At 72.5% G+C, this 16,922-nt stretch carries 13 protein-coding genes; 3 read left to right on the forward strand and 10 right to left on the reverse strand.

Annotated elements, in window-relative coordinates:
• The first annotated feature begins 132 nt into the window (after positions 1–132).
• Positions 133–735: a GNAT family N-acetyltransferase gene (locus tag AQI70_RS13235; RefSeq protein WP_062148020.1), complete on the forward strand. Its 603-nt coding sequence runs from the start codon at positions 133–135 to the stop codon at positions 733–735.
• 115 nt (positions 736–850) lie between these two features.
• Here AQI70_RS13235 and AQI70_RS13240 read toward each other — a convergent pair whose 3' ends face one another.
• Together AQI70_RS13240 and AQI70_RS39115 are read right to left on the reverse strand one after the other, a co-directional pair.
• Entirely contained in the window at positions 851–1,780 is a 930-nt protein-coding gene (locus AQI70_RS13240; protein WP_062148021.1) for a S1 family peptidase, read from the reverse strand.
• A 195-nt stretch (positions 1,781–1,975) separates the two neighbouring features.
• Positions 1,976–3,481 carry a WD40 repeat domain-containing protein gene (locus AQI70_RS39115; protein WP_062148022.1) on the reverse strand — a complete coding sequence of 502 codons (1,506 nt, stop codon included), beginning with the start codon at positions 3,479–3,481 and terminating at the stop codon, positions 1,976–1,978.
• Between the two features lie 560 nt (positions 3,482–4,041).
• Here AQI70_RS39115 and AQI70_RS13250 point away from each other — a divergent pair.
• Complete coding sequence (locus AQI70_RS13250) at positions 4,042–4,950, forward strand: GNAT family N-acetyltransferase (RefSeq protein WP_062148023.1); 909 nt, start codon at positions 4,042–4,044, stop codon at positions 4,948–4,950.
• 4 nt (positions 4,951–4,954) lie between these two features.
• Here the strand turns inward: AQI70_RS13250 and AQI70_RS13255 are convergent, their stop codons facing one another.
• From AQI70_RS13255 to AQI70_RS13280, 6 genes are all read right to left on the reverse strand, one after another.
• Positions 4,955–5,467, reverse strand: coding sequence for a hypothetical protein (locus tag AQI70_RS13255; protein WP_425264612.1), 513 nt, complete (start codon positions 5,465–5,467; stop codon positions 4,955–4,957).
• A 216-nt stretch (positions 5,468–5,683) separates the two neighbouring features.
• A complete protein-coding gene (locus AQI70_RS37340) occupies positions 5,684–7,921 on the reverse strand; it encodes an SWIM zinc finger family protein (RefSeq protein ID WP_079051283.1) in 2,238 nt (745 codons plus the stop codon).
• Positions 7,922–8,031: 110 nt separating this feature from the next.
• Positions 8,032–10,851 carry a DEAD/DEAH box helicase gene (locus tag AQI70_RS13265; protein ID WP_062148033.1) on the reverse strand — a complete coding sequence of 940 codons (2,820 nt, stop codon included), beginning with the start codon at positions 10,849–10,851 and terminating at the stop codon, positions 8,032–8,034.
• A gap of 134 nt (positions 10,852–10,985) precedes the next feature.
• A complete protein-coding gene (locus tag AQI70_RS13270; RefSeq protein ID WP_062148036.1) occupies positions 10,986–11,567 on the reverse strand; it encodes a hypothetical protein in 582 nt (193 codons plus the stop codon).
• Positions 11,564–12,733, reverse strand: a complete 1,170-nt coding sequence (locus tag AQI70_RS13275; protein ID WP_062148039.1) for an ROK family glucokinase — start codon at positions 12,731–12,733, stop codon at positions 11,564–11,566. The genes AQI70_RS13270 and AQI70_RS13275 overlap by 4 nt, the downstream gene beginning before the upstream one ends.
• Positions 12,734–12,971: 238 nt before the next feature.
• Positions 12,972–13,709 carry a GntR family transcriptional regulator gene (locus AQI70_RS13280; RefSeq protein ID WP_200865570.1) on the reverse strand — a complete coding sequence of 246 codons (738 nt, stop codon included), beginning with the start codon at positions 13,707–13,709 and terminating at the stop codon, positions 12,972–12,974.
• A 129-nt stretch (positions 13,710–13,838) separates the two neighbouring features.
• Here AQI70_RS13280 and AQI70_RS13285 point away from each other — a divergent pair, with 129 nt between their 5' ends.
• Positions 13,839–14,861, forward strand: coding sequence for a Gfo/Idh/MocA family protein (locus tag AQI70_RS13285; RefSeq protein WP_062148046.1), 1,023 nt, complete (start codon positions 13,839–13,841; stop codon positions 14,859–14,861).
• 122 nt (positions 14,862–14,983) lie between these two features.
• Here the strand turns inward: AQI70_RS13285 and AQI70_RS13290 are convergent, their stop codons facing one another.
• Both AQI70_RS13290 and AQI70_RS13295 read right to left on the reverse strand, forming a co-directional pair.
• The gene (locus AQI70_RS13290; RefSeq protein WP_062148049.1) at positions 14,984–16,162 is read right to left on the reverse strand and encodes a cytochrome P450 family protein; all 1,179 of its coding nucleotides are present in this window, start codon (positions 16,160–16,162) and stop codon (positions 14,984–14,986) included.
• Between the two features lie 52 nt (positions 16,163–16,214).
• A complete protein-coding gene (locus tag AQI70_RS13295; RefSeq protein ID WP_062148052.1) occupies positions 16,215–16,895 on the reverse strand; it encodes a response regulator transcription factor in 681 nt (226 codons plus the stop codon).
• Positions 16,896–16,922 lie beyond the last annotated feature (27 nt).

The following is a 16,922-nucleotide window of genomic DNA, read 5'->3' on the forward strand; positions in this document are numbered from 1 at the left end:
ACCGCCTTATGGGTGGGGCTCCTGGGGGAAGCGAGGCAGCGTGAACTTCCTTACCGGAGCGTCTCATTGGACCCGCGATCGGACCGGGGCCCCGCTCCGCCACCGAAGATCATCAGGTGCAGAATGACCCGTATGTCGATAACGAACATGCCGAAGACGACGACGATCGACGACGCTCCGCTGATCAGCCGCACCCTGGCCCGCGCCTTCGACGACGACCCGATGATGCGCTGGTTCTTCCCCGACGACGCCTCGCGCGAGGCGTCGCTGGGCCGCTACTTCAGCACCATCTTCACCCGGCAGTACGTCCACCACGGCGTGTGCGAGCGAACCGAGGCGGCGGCCGCGTTCTGGGTACCGCCGGAGGCGCAGGCCAAGGCCGTTCCCGACGCGGAAACCGTCCAGGAACTCCAGAACATCCTCGGCGACCGGGCTGCGCTGTTCCGGGATGCCGTCGAGACGGCCGCCCAGCACACACCCCAGGAACCGCACTGGTACTTGGCGCTGATCGGTGCCGACCCGGCCGCCCAGGGCCAGGGACACGGGGCCGCCCTGCTGCGCTCGGGACTGGCCAAGGCCGACGCGGCGGGACTGCCCACCTGTCTGGAGTCCTCCAAACCGTCCAACCTGCCCTTCTACGAGCACTTCGGCTTCACCGTGCGTGAGGAACTGCGGCTGCCGGGGGACGGACCGGCGCTGTGGGCGATGTGGCGTCGGCCGCGCCGCCACCTCTGAGTCGGCCGCCGCGCCGCCACCTCTGAGTCGGCCCCCGCGCCGACCACGGCGACAGGGCCGAGTGCACGGTCTCTTCCGTGCACCAGGCCCTGTCGGGTCTTTCCGTACCGGTCGATCAGTACACCTGCACCCCGAAGGCGTTGAGGGCCTCGGTGACCGGCTGGAAGAACGTCACGCTGGGCGGGCTGGCGCAGTTGCCGCTGCCGCCTGAGGTGAGGCCCAGCGCCTGGGTGCCGGCGTAGAGGGGGCCGCCGCTGTCGCCCGGCTCTGCGCAGATGTTGGTGCGGATCATGCCGGTCACCACGCCGTCCGGGTAGCGCGCACTCCAGTTCACGCCGGTGACCCGGCCGCAGTGAGTGCCGGTGGTGGAGCCGCGGCGGCAGGCCGCCTGGCCGCGCTGGGCGTTGGCGGCGCCGGTGATGTCCTGGTCGCCGACCGTGCCGGGCGGGGCGGGCCGGCCGGGGTCGTAGGCCACGAGGCCGTAGTCGTTGCCGGGGTAGCTGGAGCCGGCGGTGGTCCCGATGTGTGTGACGAGCCGGTCCGAGTACCAGTCGGTGGTTCCGTTGGTGCAGTGGCCGGCGGTGAGGAAGTAGTGGTTTCCGGCAGTGTCCTGGGTGTTGAAGCCCAGCGAGCAGCGCAACGTACCGGCGGCGTTCCTGCTGTAGATGGCGTCCCCTCCGGAGAGGTACCTGGTGAGCTTGCCCGGCAGGCGCTCGATGCGCAGCGCGCCGGCGTTGGCGCCCGCGGCCCGCTTGATGGTGTCGATCGCGGCGGCGGACACGGTGCTGTCGGCCGCGAGCAGCACCCTGCCGGACGTGCCGTCCACACTCCAGGCCGTGCCGACCACACCGGCCCTCGCGACCGCCTGCTCGACCGCGGAGAGCTGCGTGGTGCTGTAGGTCGTGGTCGGGCTGGGGTCGACGGTGCCTGCGTGGGCCGCGGTCCCGGCCAGGGCCGTCGCCGCCAGGGCGGTCAGGCCGGACGTCAGGGCGACGAAACGGGTACATCGTCTCGCGCCGCGGGGCGCCGGGCGTCTGATCCTCATACGGGCCTCCAGGAAGGGTCGGGCCGCACGCCACGGGAGGGAAACGGCCGTTCGGTGATCCCTTTCCGGACGCTAACCGCGCCCCCAGGACCCCGGCGACCTGGGCACCTCGTACGGGTGACGGCCCGGCAGGTCGCGCGCCCCTGGAGGATCAGGAAGGTGCCCACGGTGACCGGGAAGCCGGGCAGACCTACCTCACTCCTCCCCCGGCCGCGGTGCGCAGTGCTTCTCCAGCTCTGCCGCCGCCCACCGGATCGACGGCAGCGGATCGTCGTGCAGATGGCGCAGGGCGGGCAGCACCGCCCGTACCGCGGCCCGGTTCTCCGCGCTGTCGCAGTCGGCGATGTCCGCGATGAGCAGCAGCAGGGTGGGGCGAGCCTGGTTGTCGGGGTCGGTCATCAGCTCAGCCAGGAACGGCACCGCGGGTGCCGCCGCGGTCAGCCCCGAGCTCTTGGAGACCAGCAGCCGGTAGAGGTCGTGGACCGCTTCCATGGCGGTCTCCTTGTGGTCGGATGCCACCTTGCCGATCAGACCGGGCACCGCGTGTGCGGGACCGCGTGCGGACCAGTAGGAACCCCAGTCGACCGCGTCCAGCCGCAGCTGGAGCTCACGGTGCGGCCAGAGCCTTTCCGCATCGAGGCGCAGTGCCACCGGGCCGGACGGTCCGGTGACGTACAGCGTGCCGTCGCTCTCCAGGGCCAGGTCCGTGATGCCGGTGCCGAGCCGCAGCCGGGCCACCGCGCTGGAGCGCAGGTCCCAGATGCGGACCAGCCCGTCCGCCCAGGCGCAGGCCAGCGCGGGGCCGGTCGCCAGGCCGGCCGCCGTGAGCGCGGTGACCGCTGTGCGCCGTCGGTCGAACGGCAGTGGCCGCGGGTCGCAGTCCGTCCGCCAGTAGCGCAGCACGCCATGTGCGTCGCCGCTGACCACGGCCCGGTGGGCGTCGTCGAGCCGGACGCAGGCGAGGGCGGTCACCGGGGCACGGTGCAGGGACTCGCTGACGGCCGCGGAGGGCCCGTCGGCGACCGCCTCGGCGGTGGACTCCCATACGTGGACGCGGCCTTCGGCGTCGCCCGCGGCGGCCAGGGTGGCGTCCTCGTCGAGGGCGGTGGCGGTGCGGTCGGGCAGGGCGCGGAGTGCGGCGGGGACGGTGGCGGCGACGGGGGCGCCGCCGGTGGATTCCACCCGCCAGCGCCCGCGGTCGTCGGTGTCGCCGTCGGTGAGCGCGAACGGGCCCAGCTCCTCCAGGGGTTCGGGGACCTCGCTGGGCGGCTTGATGTCGTCGTCGGTGCAGGCGATGCCCAGCGTCTCGACGACCTGGAGCAGCGCCTCGCGGGTCCGGCCGTGGATCACCAGGGTGAAGTCGGCGCCCGGGCCGCGGCCGTGGGAGATGAGCACGTCCGGACCGCCGTACATCAGCGCATCGCAGCCCAGCTCCTGCCACGGCAGCAGTCCCACCTCCCGGTACGAGGCCGTCAGCCGCTCCAGGACCGCCGGATCGTCGGCGACCTCCGCGCGGCGCACCTTGAGGGTCCAGCCGTAGGTGCCGGGCAGCCGCTCCAGGGCCAGTTGGAGGAAGAACTCCGACAGCGACCGGCTCTGCAACTGCCAGCCGCTGCCGGTGCTGACCAGCACCCGGGGGTCGGGGTGGGCGGCCTCGGCGGCGAGGTAGCCCCACTGGTTGCAGTACTGGTACTCGGACATGAAGACGCAGATCCGCCGGTCGGGAGCATCCGGTGGCAGGAACGGGTTGTCCTTGGGCAGTCCGTCGGCCCGGCCGGGTCCAGGCGCGCGTCTTCGTCGTAGGGGTCCTCGTCGGCGTCCCGCTCGCGGTACTCGTCGACCCAGATGCTCGGCGGCCACTGGGTGTGCGTCCAGTACAGCCGTGGCCGGAACGAAAAGGAGTTGACCGGGGAGTCCCACCATTCGGCGAGCGCCGCGGGGACGGGAAGGCTCTCGTCGATGCCGTAGGCGGAGTTCTCCCCGCCCCAGCGGGAAGCGACCGGCTCACCTCCCGGGTCCTCGTACCCCCACTCGCGCTGTACTGCGTCGAGCAACTCCCACCGGGGCCGGTCCTGTTGGTGCCGGAGCCGCTCCGCGAACTGTCCGTAGTCGATGATCTCTACCACGCGGGCATCGTACGGGTGTTCCCGCGGAGGCAGGTGCTCGTGCACGGCTTCCGGACGCTGGATAACGCCTGCACAGGGAGAGGTGCGGCTGACAGACTGGTCAGTCGGATCGGAACCGGGCGACGGGAGGCGACGTTGACGGAGCGGTTTGTCCGGAAGCAGGCCGACTGGCAACTCACCGAAGACGTCGACGATTTCCTCGCCCGAGCCGGAGACTTCCTGCGCTCGCGCCCCGCCCTGCACAACACGCCGCTGACGGACATCGAGAAACTGCGAACAGGCGGGCCGGACGCACACGGTGGCGAAGCCGCCGTCTTCGGCCGACTGGAGTCAGCAGGCGAGGTCCGCGCCGTCCTTTATCGCACTCCGCGCGGCCGCCTGAGCCTCACCCCCCTCTCTGCCGAGCAGGCCGGCACCCTCGCCGCCCATCTGGCCGGCCTCGGCCCCTCCCCCTGCGACGTCATCGCGGACCACGACACCGCCACCGCCTTCGCCGAGGCATGGCAGCGGCACACGGGCGCAGCGTCGGTACCGTTCTGGCGGACTCATCTCTACCGTCTCGGCACGCTCACCCCACCGCAGCCGCGCGCCGAGGGCCGGGGCCGCGTCACGGGCGAGAAGGACCATGAGCAAGTCGTGCGCTGGTGCCGTGAGTTCTGCGTCGATGTCAGAGAGAACGTCTCCATGGACGCCATTGACGCCGGCTCCTGGGCCGACACCCGTTTCGCGGACAAGCACTTCACCTTTTGGGAGACCCCGGAAGGCGTCCCCGTCTCCATGGCGGGCTCGACGTCGATGGTCGGGGGCATGGTCCGGGTGGACCCCGTCTACACCCCGGCCCACCTCCGGGGTCGCGGCTACGCGGGCGCCGTGACGGTCGAGGTGAGCAGGGCCGCGCTGGCGGCGGGCGCGACGGACGTCGTCCTGTACGCGGATCCGGCCAACCCGACCAGCAACGCCCTCTACCAGCGCATCGGGTACGTCCACATCGCGGACTTCGCCGGGTACAAGTTCTCCTACGGCGCATCAGAAGCAAAGCGATGAGTGCTCACGCCGGCAGGGGCGAGGCGGCCGTTCGGCGCCGGTAGTAATGGACTGTGACCGCCCCGAGCAACGGACCCCACAGGACCAGTGGCGCGTAGACGATGTTGAGGAGCCAGGTGCCCCAGGCGGAAGCCTGCATGTCGGCGTTGAGTGACGTGTAGACGAACAGGGCGCCGAAGACGGTGGTGGCGAGCGCACCGAGCCCGGCCAGGACGGTGGCCGGCAAGACCGGGACCGGACGCCCTCGCAGATACGGGATCCAGCGCGGCCACACCTCGCCCCAGCTCTGGACGAGCCCGAGGGTGAGCACCGCGAAGAACTCCGAAACCAGGCTGAGGCCGACGAGGTAGAACGATCCCCAGCCCGGGGCATGCATCTGCTGGTACTCCGAGGGAGCCAGCCCCACGGGTATGCCCACCGCGATGGCCAGACGCCACATCGCCGACGGCAGATTGGTCAACGCGGCGCCCAGGGCGGCGCGCTCGGCCCAGGCCGGCACATCCGGCAGTGTCTTCACTCTCCACATGTGATCCACACTGGCCGCGCCAACGCCGTCGCACGTCGCCCCTGGGTCTTGTCCTCCTCCGCCGAGACGCGGATATGCGCGTACGACCACCTCCCGCCACACCGGCCACCGAAGTGGCGGCGGCGCTTGTCCGTTTCAGCCGCGGACGGTGACACCGAAGCGGGTGCGCAGGCGACCGTCCGGTGCGCTCAGGGCCGTTGAGGCTGGTCAGCCCTCCGGTGAGGCGCCGAGGCCGGTGAGGGCGCCCACCGGATCGAGGTCGGGTGTGCCGCGGGGCCACCAGTCGTCGTGGCCCGGTTCCGACTCGTACGGGTACCAGAGGCCGTCGCGGCCCAGGCGGAGCTGGACATGGCCGCGAGGGTGGGTGAGGCGGTTGCGCCACGGGCGGAAGGCCGGCAGGTCGGCGGCGAGGAGGAGGGGGCGCGCTCGGTCGAAGCGGCCGGCCGGCGGGTCCCAGGGTTCTTCGAGGACGGCGAGCCCCTCCGGGCCGCCCTGGCGCCAGGCGGCGACCGCGCGTGCCAGCTCGGCCGTGGTGCGGCCGGCGGCGGAGGCGAGGGAGGAGTACAGCGCGCGGGTCGCGGCGGTGAGGCCGGAACCGGGGCGGGCCGCGGCCAGCCGGACCGCGTCCTGCCACAGGGTCAGGTCGGCGACGGGGTCGCGGCCGGTGCTGAGGAGGGCGTGCGCGCGGGCGGCGGCGTCGGTCGCCAGCTGGTCCAGCGCGAAGGGGTCCGGGCCGCCCGGGGCCGCCGGGTAGGCCGGCGGCTGCTCGGGGTGGGCGGGCACCGGCAACGGGGCGGGCAGAGGCGGGAGTTGACGCTGGGGGGCCAGGGCGTCGGTGGCCCGTACGCCCGGCAGGGGCTCCGGTTCCTGTTCCTGTGCGGCGCGGGCCGCGCGGGCGGCGCTCAGGCGGGAGAGGGCGTCCAGCAGTTCGCGCTCACCGCGGCCACGCAGGAGAAGCAGTACGAAGGGGTCGGCGTCCAGCAGGCGCGCGGTCTGGTAGCAGAGGGCGGCGGCGTGCTTGCAGGGGTGACCGCGGTCGGGGCAGCTGCAGCGGGGGGCGAGGTCACCCGGGCCGGGCAGGAGGGGCACCCCGCACTCCGCGAGGGATTGGGGCATCTCCCCGTCGAGCAACGCGGCGATGTGTCCCGGCCTGTCCGCCACGGCGTCCAGGAACCGCGCCCAGTCACCGTCGTCGAGTGTCCGCAGCCGCACCTGCACGCGGTACGGCCGTGGACGGCTGCCCCGCACATACGCCAGCACGAGCCCTGGCGTCACGGTGATGGCGTCGACGTGACCCTGCTCCGCGTAACCGCGCCCGCGCGCAAGCCGCTTGGGGTCGAGGGCGCCCTCTTCGAGCGCCGTCACCCACGCGTTCCCCCACCACGTCCGGGCGAAGCGGGTGTCGTCCGGCGCGCCGGACGCTACGACAGGGAACGCCGGGAAGGTGCGGCGGAGTTCACCATCGCGGCCCGGTGCCGCCATGGACTGAGGCACGCGGGGAGTTGTGGGCTCGGGTGCGGTCGTGGGTTCGGTGCCGGTGGGGGGCGTGAGGGGCGGGAGTGACGAGTCGGTGTGCGTGGGCTCAGGGAGCGGTGAGGAGGCGGTGGGCGGAGTGGAGGGTGGAGCGGAGGGCGTGGTGGAACTGCGGCCCGCCGGTGGGGTCCGGCGCGACCGAGGCGGAGCAGCCGTCGACGAGTCGTCCCGGCGCGGCTCGTCTGCCTCCGGCATCTCGAACGCGCCCGCGAGGAGCTCCCGCATGGAACGCACCCGCAGATCGGCGGCGCGGCGGCGTGCGTCACTGCCCGCAGCGGAACCGCCCGGCGCCGGGCGTCCGGCCTCTCGCACGCCCTCGGCTTCCCCATCCGGCTGGTCCGTCCGTGGCCGTCGGGTTTCCTCCCGAGCAGCACGCAACGCGTGGCGTGCGACATCCGCCGGGCGGGCGCCGTGGCCCTCTGTTCCCCCGCCGCGCACCGCCGAGGCAGACGGCTCGGCACCCTCCGGAGGGTCCTCTTCCACACCGGCCCTGCCCGTCAGCGTGCCGCCAGTCGACTCGGTCGGCCCCGCATCGGAACTCGTCGGCCCCGCATCGGAACTCGCGGTCTCGTCCCGTTCGTCGCCGACCTCCGTCTGCGCCCGCCGCCTGGCGGTCACCGCATGCCGCAGGGCCGCTCGGGCCGCGTCGGCCGGCCGAGGGCCCGGGCGCTCGGGCCCGGTCGGCAGTGGCTCCTCCTGCCAGGACGTCCCCGGCTCCGGCCCCGGCTCCGGCTGAGGACTCGCCGGATCTCCCGGACCCGCCCCCTGGCCCACGCCTGCTTCCGGCACCCCTTCCCGCCGCTCCCGCGCAGCCCGCAACGCCTGACGGGCCGCGTCGGCCGGTCGGGGCTCACCGGGTCGGCCCAGCTCCTCCGGCGTCGGCGTGGAAGTCGAGACCGGCGTCCGACCCATGTTCCGCTCGTCGCCGACCTCGTTCTCGTCGACCTCCTTCTCGTCGACCCGCTCGTCGTCAAACCCCCCGGCCTCCCCACCGGCCCCACTCCCCCGCTCCACCGGGCCCGTCATGACTGCCTCCGCAGCGACACCAGGTCGGACAGCTCACGGTCCGTCAGTTCGGTGAGGGCCGATTCGCCGGAGCCGAGGATCGCGTCGGCCAGGGCCCGCTTGGACTCGAGCATCTCCGCGATGCGGTCCTCGATCGTGCCCTCGGTGATGAGGCGGTGGACCTGGACGGGCTGGGTCTGGCCGATGCGGTAGGCGCGGTCGGTGGCCTGTTCCTCGACGGCGGGGTTCCACCAGCGGTCGAAGTGGACGACATGGCCCGCGCGGGTCAGGTTCAGGCCGGTTCCCGCCGCCTTCAGGGACAGCACGAGCACCGGGGTCGCGCCGCTCTGGAAGCGGTCCACCATGCGTTCGCGGTCGGGGACCGGCGTGCCGCCGTGCAGCAGGTCCATCGGAACCGCCCGGGCGGTGAGGTGGGCGGCGATCAAGCGGGCCATCCCCACGTACTGCGTGAAGACCAACGCCGAGCCGTCTTCCGCCAGCAGGGTGTCCAGCAACTCGTCCAGCAGCGTCAACTTGCCCGAACGGACCGCCAGTCGGTCGGTCTTCGTGCCCTCCTCCTTCAGATACAGGGCAGGGTGGTCGCAGATCTGCTTCAACGACGTCAGGAGCTTCAGCACCAGGCCCCTGCGCGCCATGCCCTCGGCCGTCTCGATGGCGAGCATCGACTCGCGCACCACCGCCTCGTAGAGCGCGGCCTGTTCGCGGGTGAGGGGGACGGGGTGGTCCGTCTCCGTCTTGGGCGGCAGCTCGGGGACGATGCCGGGGTCGGACTTCTTGCGGCGCAGCAGGAAGGGGCGGACCAGGCGGGCCAGCCGGTTCACCGCCTCCTCGTCCTCGCCGTTCTCCACGGCGCGCGCGTGCCGGGCGCGGAAGGACTTGAGCGGCCCGAGCAGGCCGGGAGTCGTCCAGTCGAGCAGCGCCCAGAGCTCGGAGAGGTTGTTCTCGACCGGTGTGCCGGTCAGCGCCACCCGCGCCGGTGTCGCAATGGTGCGCAGAGCCTTCGCGGTCGCCGAATACGGGTTCTTGACGTGCTGTGCCTCGTCGGCGACGACCATGCCCCAGGTGTGCTGGGACAGCGTCGGTGCCGTGGACCGCATCGTGCCGTACGTCGTGAGGACGAAGCCGCCGTCGAGGTCGTCCAGGCTGCGGTCCGGGCCGTGGTAGCGGCGGACGGGGACGCCGGGCGCGAAGCGGGTGATCTCGCGCTGCCAGTTGCCCAGCAGCGAGGCCGGGCAGACCACCAGCGTCGGGGCCGTACGGGCGCGCTTGAGATGCAGGGCGATGACCGTGATCGTCTTGCCGAGCCCCATGTCGTCCGCGAGGCAGCCGCCGAGGCCCAGGGACGTCATGAGGTCCAGCCATGCGAGGCCTCGGAGTTGGTAGTCCCTCAACGTCGCCCGCAGTCCCGGCGGCGGCTCGGCCGGACGCACCCCTGCCGTCAGCCGGTCGCGCAGGGCTGCCAGGGCGCCGACCGGTACCGCCTCGACCGTCTCCCCGTCGACCTCCGCACTGCCGGTGAGGGCGACGGACAGCGCGTCGACCGGGTCGAGGAGGCCCAGTTCGCGCTTGCGGGCCTTGCGGACCAGGGCCGGGTCGACCAGCACCCAGCGGTCGCGCAGCCGGACGACCGGCCGGTGTGCCTCGGCGAGGGCGTCCATCTCGGCCTCGGTGAGCGGGTCGCCGCCGATCGCCAACTGCCAGCGGAACTGGAGGAGTTCCTCGCTCTCGAAGAAGCCGGTGCCGTCCGTCGCCGAGCCCGGGGCCGGCCGTACGACCGCGGCCGCGCTGAGGTCCTGGGCCAGGTCCCGGGGCCAGTGCACCGCGACCCCGGCCGCGGCGAGCCGGGTCGCCGCCACGCCCAGCAGGTCGCCCAACTCCTCGTCGGACAGCGCCAGCACGTCGGGCACGTCCTGCTCGGACAGCCGGTCGAGCGGCGGCCACACCCGGGCCGCGCGCCGCACCGCCAGCGCCGCGTCCACCCGCGCGCGTGGACCGAACGCCGCGTCCGCCTCGCCCGACCACAGAGCGGCAGCGTCGACCACCAGGGTGGGGTCGGCGAGGCTGTGCACCTGGACGATCGCCGCGCCCGCGCTGCGTGCGCCGTCACCGGCGTCGTCGAAGAGGTCGTACGCCGCAAGGTCCAGCCGGAGCGAGATCCGCACGCCCGCGTCCATGCCCGCGGCGACCTCGGCGGCCCAGTCGTGGGCGTCGGGCAGACGCTGGGGCTCGCGCGCGGCGAAGGGCTTCCCCGAGGCGTGCGGGGCGGCGGGGGTGCGGGGCAGGGTGTCCGCGACCGCGTCCAGGAAGGCGCGCATCAGCGCTTCCGGCTCGGGCAGCCGCAGCGGGCCCGGGCCGGGCAGGGGGACCGCATGGCCTTCGTACGGCAGGGCGGCGGCGACCGCTCGCAGGTGCGCGATGTCGTCCGGGTCGAGGGGGCCGGCCCGCCAGGCGTCGTGGCCGGTCGGCGTGAGGCCGGGCAGCAGCCGGCCGCGGGCGGTGAGCCGCAGCGCGTGCAGCGCGGCCGCGCCCCAGCAGGCGGTGGCGGGGTGGGCGGCCGGGTCGCGCCGGGCGCGCACGAGCAGCGGCAGCGCCTCGCCGAGCGGCAACGACAGCGCGGGGGTGGTCCTGCGGCGGACTCCGGCTCCATGGCGTCGTACGACTGTGAGCTCGGAGTCCTCGGCGGGCAGCGGGCCGCCGTCCGGGTCCCAGAAGGCCATCCGGCCCTCGCGCGGGAGGGGGGCGGGCAGGAAGACGGCCGCGAGTCGGACGGGGACGGCCTCCCCCGCGTGCTCGGCCACCACGGTCCTGTCGCTCATACTTCCTGTCACCTCCCGCCCATGAGTCGGATCAACCGTCTTCGACTCTACGGGCGGGGTCTGACAATCGGCTCCGGCGGCCGGTCCGGGCCGGGTGCGTCACGGGGTCGTCGCGGGAGTCGTCACGGCAGTCGTCAGGGGACCGTGCGGGAGACGACGTACACGAAGGGCTTGTCCGGGATGGACGTGTTCACGACCACGTCGTGGGTGGGCGCCGGGTTCTTCTGCGCATGGACGAGGCCGTGCCAGGGTCCGGGGCCGGTGAACTCCCAGCCGGTGATCTTCTGGTCGCGGGAGCTGATGGTGATGTCGTCCGGCTTCAGGTCGTCCCGGCCGAGGCCCATGGACTTCAGGTAGGAGTCCAGGCCCTCCGGTGTGGTCTCGAACTGGACGTAGAGACGGCTGGTCTTCCAGTTGTTCGTCTCGTAGTACGCCACCTTGTACGACGGGACCGGGATCGGCACCTGGTAGATACGGCGCTGGACCCGCGACGGCCAGCCCTCGGTGAGGCCGGTCGCCGAGTACTTCTCCTCCTTGTCCTTGCCGCTGTCGCGGCTCTGGTTGGCGGAGATCACCAGGTAGCCGGCGGGCACTCCGATGAGCAGCACGATGATGAGCAGGGTGAGCGCCCGGCGGCGGATCATGTGGCGGCGGTCCTCGGTCGGCTGCTGCGGCTCGTCCGGAGAGTCGGCCTGGCGGGGTACGGTCACGGTCACGCCGACCCCTGGGAGGACCGGCGGAACTCGGCGAACCGCGCATAGCGCTCGTAGCGCTCGACCCGGCGCCGGTTGGCGCGGCGGAAGCGCCGGGCGACCAGGCGGGCCAGGTCGGCGGCACCGACCATGCCGGCCTCGGGGCCGAGCTGGGCCCGGGCGATCCGGGCCTCGGGGCGGTAGCCGCGGCCGGTGAGGTGGCGCTTGAAGGCGTCCCGCGCGGGGCCGATCAGCAGGTCGTCGGCGGCCGAGACACCGCCGCCGATCACGAAGCAGGAGGGGTCCAGGGCGGCCGCGAGGTTGGCGATGCCGACGCCGAGCCACTGGCCGATGTCCTGGAGCAGCTCGATGCACATGGCGTCGCCCTCGCGGGCGAGCTCGGTGATCATCGGGCCGGTGATGTCGCCGATGTTGCCCTTGACGTGCTCGATGATCCCGTACGCCACCGGCGAGTCGGCGGCAGCAAGCTCGCGCGCCTCCCTGACCAGGGCGTTGCCCGAGCTGTACTGCTCCCAGCAGCCGCGGTTGCCGCACGGGCAGCGGTGCCCTCCTGGGACCACCTGCATGTGCCCGAACTCGCCCGCGACGCCGTACTTGCCGCGCTTGACCTGCCCGTCCTCCAGGATGGCGCCGCCGATTCCGGTGCCCAGCGTGATCATGACGAGGTGGTCCTCGCCCCGGCCGGCGCCGAAGCGCCACTCGGCCCAGGCGGCGGTGTTCGCGTCGTTGTCCACCAGCACGGGGACCGCGAGGCGGCCGGCGATGCGGTCGCGCAGCGGCTCGTTGCGCCAGGACAGGTGGGGTGCGAACAGGACGCGGTTGCGGTCGGCGTCGACCCAGCCGGCCGCGCCGATGCCGACGGCGTGCACGTCGTGGCGGTCGGACAGGTCCAGGACCAGCTCGACGATGGTGTCCTCGACGACCTTCGGGCTCTTGGACTTGTCCGGGGTCTCCGTGCGGAGCTTCTCCAGGATGTTGCCGTCGGCGTCCACGACGCCCGCCATCACCTTTGTGCCGCCGATGTCGATGCCCACGGTCGGCACCCGGGGCGCCGACAGATGCGAGCGGCGTTCCCGGGGGCCGACCGTGCGGAGCGCCGGCGCGCGGCGGGAGCCGATGGGGGCGGTGCCCGTCCGGGTGGGGAAGGCGAGATCGCGGTAGGTGCTCATCAGGGCCGATTGTGCCTCACCGTCGGGACGGACGCCGTGCGGGGGAACAATGGGGTGGTTCATGACGTACGCCGTCTACAGGCCGTATGTGGCTGGTCGCGCCCGCGCGGCGGAACCGCGCATCGATGCGGCCCCGCGCTCCTGGGGCGTTGCCCTCACGCTGGTTGCAATGTCCTGACAATGCAACGTACCCCTCATGACCGCACTCTCATGAACGCACCCCTCATGACCGCACGAGTCATGACCGTACGAGCAGCTGGAACTCGAAGGAGTAGCGGCTCGGTCGATACGTGTGCGTGCCGTACTCGACCGCTCTGCCCGTGTCGTCGAACGTCACGCGCTGCATCGTGAGCAGCGGGGCCCCCTCCTCTTCCGCGAGGCGCTCGGCTTCCACGGCGGTGGCCGCCCGGGCGCCGATGGTCTGGCGGGCGCTGTGCAGGGTGATTCCGGCGGAGCGCATCAGGCGGTACAGGCCGGTGGCCTCGAGCTGCGCGGTGTCCAGGTCGATCAGGGCGGGCGGCAGGAAGTTGCACAGGTACGCCATCGGCTCACCGTGCGCCAGGCGCAGCCGCTCGATCCGGTGCACATCGCTGTCCTCGGCCACCCCGAGCGCCGCCGCGACCTCCGCGGACGCCGGGACGACGGTGTTGACGAGGACCTTGGTGGCCGGGCGCTGACCGGCCGACTCCAGGTCGTCGTAGAGGCTGCTGAGCTCCAGCGGGCGCTTGACCTGGCTGTGCACGACCTGGGTCCCGACGCCTCGGCGGCGCACCAGCAGGCCCTTGTCGACCAGCGACTGGATGGCCTGGCGGACGGTGGGGCGGGACAGGCCGAGGCGTGCGGCGAGTTCGATCTCGTTGCCCAGCAGGCTGCCGGGGGTGAGCGCTCCGTGCTCGATCGCGGCCTCGAGCTGCTGGGACAGCTGGAAGTACAAAGGCACCGGACTGCTCCGGTCCACACTGAGCTCGAGTTCCACGGTCGGGTCCACTTCTGGTTTCGGCACGGGCCGAGCGTAGCTCTACGCGTTGTTGACGGGAAGTCGTGTAGTTCGATTGTCCGGACATACACATTGACAGCCTACGCACTGAACCCCCACTTTGTTTCCATGCGCATCGGCGTCATCGGTACGGGCCGCCTCGGCACGATTCATGCGAACACGCTCAGCCGGCACCGTGACGTCGGCTCCCTGATCCTCACGGACACCGACCCCAAGCGGGCCCAGGAGCTCGCCCTTCGGCTGGGGGAGACGGCGGCGCCCGGAGTGGACGAGATCTTCAAGTGGGGCGTGGACGCGGTCGTGATCACGACGGCGACGTCGGCCCATGCCGAACTGATCGGTCGGGCAGCAAGGTCGGGCCTTCCGGTGTTCTGCGAGAAGCCCATCGCGCTCGATCTGCCGGGCACGTTGCACGCGATCGGCGAGGTGGAGACGGCCGGGACGATCCTGCAGATGGGCTTCCAGCGCCGCTTCGACGCGGGGTATGTGGGCGCACGCGAGGCGGTGCGGTCCGGGCGGCTCGGGCGTCTGCACACCGTGCGGGCGCTGTCCAGCGACCAGGAGCCGCCGCCGGTGGAGTGGCTGCCGCTGTCCGGTGGGCTGTACCGGGACACGCTGATCCATGACTTCGACGTACTGCGCTGGGTGACCGGGCACGAGGTCGTCGACGTGTACGCGGCCGGGTCGGATGCCGGGCCCGTGATGTTCCGTGAGGCGGGCGACGTCGACACGGCGGCGGTGCTGCTCACGCTGGACGACGGAACGCTCGCCACGGCCACGGCGACACGGCTGAACGGCGCCGGCTACGACGTGCGCATGGAGCTGGCCGGGGAGCTGGACCAGATCGTGGTCGGCCTGGACGACCGTACGCCGATCGCGTCCACCGAGCCGAGCGGGCCGCCCGCGGCGGACAAGCCCTGGTCGGGTTTCCTTGAGCGGTTCGGGCCGGCGTACGAGGCGGAGCTGAACGCGTTCGTGGAAGTGGTGCGCGGGGAACGGGCCAACCCCTGCGACGGACGGGAGGCCTTGCAGGCGCTGCGGATCGCGGAGGCGTGTGAGCGGTCGCGCCGCGAGCGCAGGCCGGTCGCACTGGCGGAGATCCCGGGCGGGGCCTCGGCCGCGGCCGTGTGAGAGGCCGGGCCTCGGCTGCGGCCATGTGAGAGGCGAGGCTTCGGCCGCGGCCATGTGAGAGGCGAGGCTTCGGCCGCGGCCATGTGAGAGGCCGGGCTCCGAAGCACCCGGTGACCGTCCCGCTACCAGCGCACCGGCAAGCTCCGCATCCCCCGTATCAGCACCCCCGGCAGCCACTCACCCGGCGGGCCGTCCAGGGCCAGGCCAGGAGCGCGCTCCAGCAGGGACCGTATCGCCGTGCGGGCCTCCAGACGGGCCAGGGGGGCGCCCAGGCAGTAGTGGATGCCGTGGCCGAAGGCGACATGGCCTCGGGCGTCGCGGCGTATGTCGAAGGTGTCGGGGACTGCATAGCGGCTCGCGTCCCGGTTGGCCGCGGCGAGGCCGACCATCACCGGCTCGCCCTGCTCTATGGGCACGCCGGCGATCTCCAGGGGCTCGGCGGCGTACCGGAACGTCGCCGTCTCCACCGGGCCCTCGTAGCGCAGCATCTCCTCGGCCGCGCCGTCCAGGAGGGTCATGTCGGCGCGCAGGGCGGCGAGTTGGCCGGGGTGGGTGAGCAGGGCGTGCACCCCGCTGGTGATGAGGTTGACCGTCGTCTCGTGGCCGGCGATCAGCAGGATGAAGGCCATGCCCCGCAGTTCGTCCGGGGAGAGCCGGTCGCCGTCCTCGGCCGTGGTGCGGATCAGATCGCTCAGCAGGTCGCCGCTGGGCCCGGCGCACCTCTTGTCCTCGATCAGGTCGGTGAAGTAGGCGCCGAGGGCGACGAAGGCGTCGACCTCGCTGCCCGGGCTGGTGGGCGCGACCGCCTCCGTCGACATCTTGCGGAACTCGACGCGGTCCATCTCGGGCACACCGAGGAGTTCGCAGATGACGGTGAGCGGCAGCGGGTAGGCGAGGGACTCCACGAGGTCGGCGCGGCCCCGCGGCAGCATCTCGTCGAGCAGGTCGTCGGTGATCCGCTGCACCCTCGGCCGCAGCTCCTCCACGCGGCGCATGGTGAAGGCGCGCGAGATGAGCCCGCGCAGCCGGGTGTGCTGGGGCGGATCCGCGACCAGCAGGTTCTTCCCTATCAGCTCCTCGTCGAGCGACTTCAGGCCGATCTTGGCGCCGTCCTTGGACAGCCGCTGGTCGGCGAGCGCCGCGCGCGCCTCCTCGTGCCCGACGACGAGCCAGACCTCGGACTGCCAGTCGGGCAGCCGGACGCGATGCACGGGGCCCCTCTCACGCAGCCGCGCGTACACCGGATGCGGGTTCTCGCGAAACCCCTCTCCGAACTCCCCCAGGTCGATCACTTCCGCCATGACGCTCCCCCTCCGGCACACCGACACACCGAACAACGCGCGGGAGCCTGGACTAGTGCCCGTCGTCCTCCACTTCCTCCACAAGCCCCGCGTCGTACGCCAACAGGGCGATCTGCACACGGTTGTTGAGGTCGAGCTTGGCCAGGATGCGGGAGACATGGGTCTTGACGGTGGCGACGCTCATGAAGAGCTCCGCGGCGATCCCAGCGTTGGACAGGCCCCGGCCCACCGCGACGGCCACCTCGCGCTCGCGGTCGTTGAGGGCGGTGAGCCGCTCACGCGCGCGTGCGCGTCGCGTGTCGGCGGCGGTGCCGGCCGCGTGGTCCATCAACTGCCGGGTCACGGTGGGCGACAGGACCGGGTCGCCGGCCGCGACGCGGCGCACCGCGTCGACGATCTCGGCGGGCGGGGTGTCCTTGAGCACGAACCCGGCGGCACCGGCGCGCAGGGCGCGCAGCACCTGGTCGTCGGCGTGGAAGGTGGTCAGCAGCACGACTTGCGGGGCGTCCTTCCTGCCGCGCAGCCGCTCCGTGGCGGTGAGGCCGTCGACCGACGGCATCCGGATGTCCATCAGGATCACGTCGGGGCGGACACGGTCGACCAGTGTCTCGACCTCGGCGCCGTCGGACGCCTCGCCGACGATCTCGATGTCGTCGGCGCCGCCCAGCATGAAGGACAGGCCGGCCCTGACCAACGGGTCGTCGTCGACGAGGAGGAGTCTGATCGCAGTCATGCCCCTCACGTAATCACGGTTGTACGG

The organism is Streptomyces curacoi (assembly GCF_001513975.1).
GTDB lineage: Bacteria > Actinomycetota > Actinomycetes > Streptomycetales > Streptomycetaceae > Streptomyces > Streptomyces curacoi.

Bases quoted from the DNA above. Each gene is read 5' to 3' on its own strand.
- AQI70_RS39115 (WP_062148022.1), bottom strand. From the start codon at position 3,481: ATGTCCGAGTACCAGTACTGCAACCAGTGGGGCTACCTCGCCGCCGAG.
- AQI70_RS13295 (WP_062148052.1), bottom strand. From the start codon at position 16,895: ATGACTGCGATCAGACTCCTCCTCGTCGACGACGACCCGTTGGTCAGG.
- AQI70_RS13285 (WP_062148046.1), top strand. From the start codon at position 13,839: ATGCGCATCGGCGTCATCGGTACGGGCCGCCTCGGCACGATTCATGCG.
- AQI70_RS13275 (WP_062148039.1), bottom strand. From the start codon at position 12,733: ATGAGCACCTACCGCGATCTCGCCTTCCCCACCCGGACGGGCACCGCC.
- AQI70_RS13235 (WP_062148020.1), top strand. From the start codon at position 133: ATGTCGATAACGAACATGCCGAAGACGACGACGATCGACGACGCTCCG.
- AQI70_RS13240 (WP_062148021.1), bottom strand. From the start codon at position 1,780: ATGAGGATCAGACGCCCGGCGCCCCGCGGCGCGAGACGATGTACCCGT.
- AQI70_RS13290 (WP_062148049.1), bottom strand. From the start codon at position 16,162: ATGGCGGAAGTGATCGACCTGGGGGAGTTCGGAGAGGGGTTTCGCGAG.
- AQI70_RS13265 (WP_062148033.1), bottom strand. From the start codon at position 10,851: ATGAGCGACAGGACCGTGGTGGCCGAGCACGCGGGGGAGGCCGTCCCC.
- AQI70_RS37340 (WP_079051283.1), bottom strand. From the start codon at position 7,921: ATGGGTCGGACGCCGGTCTCGACTTCCACGCCGACGCCGGAGGAGCTG.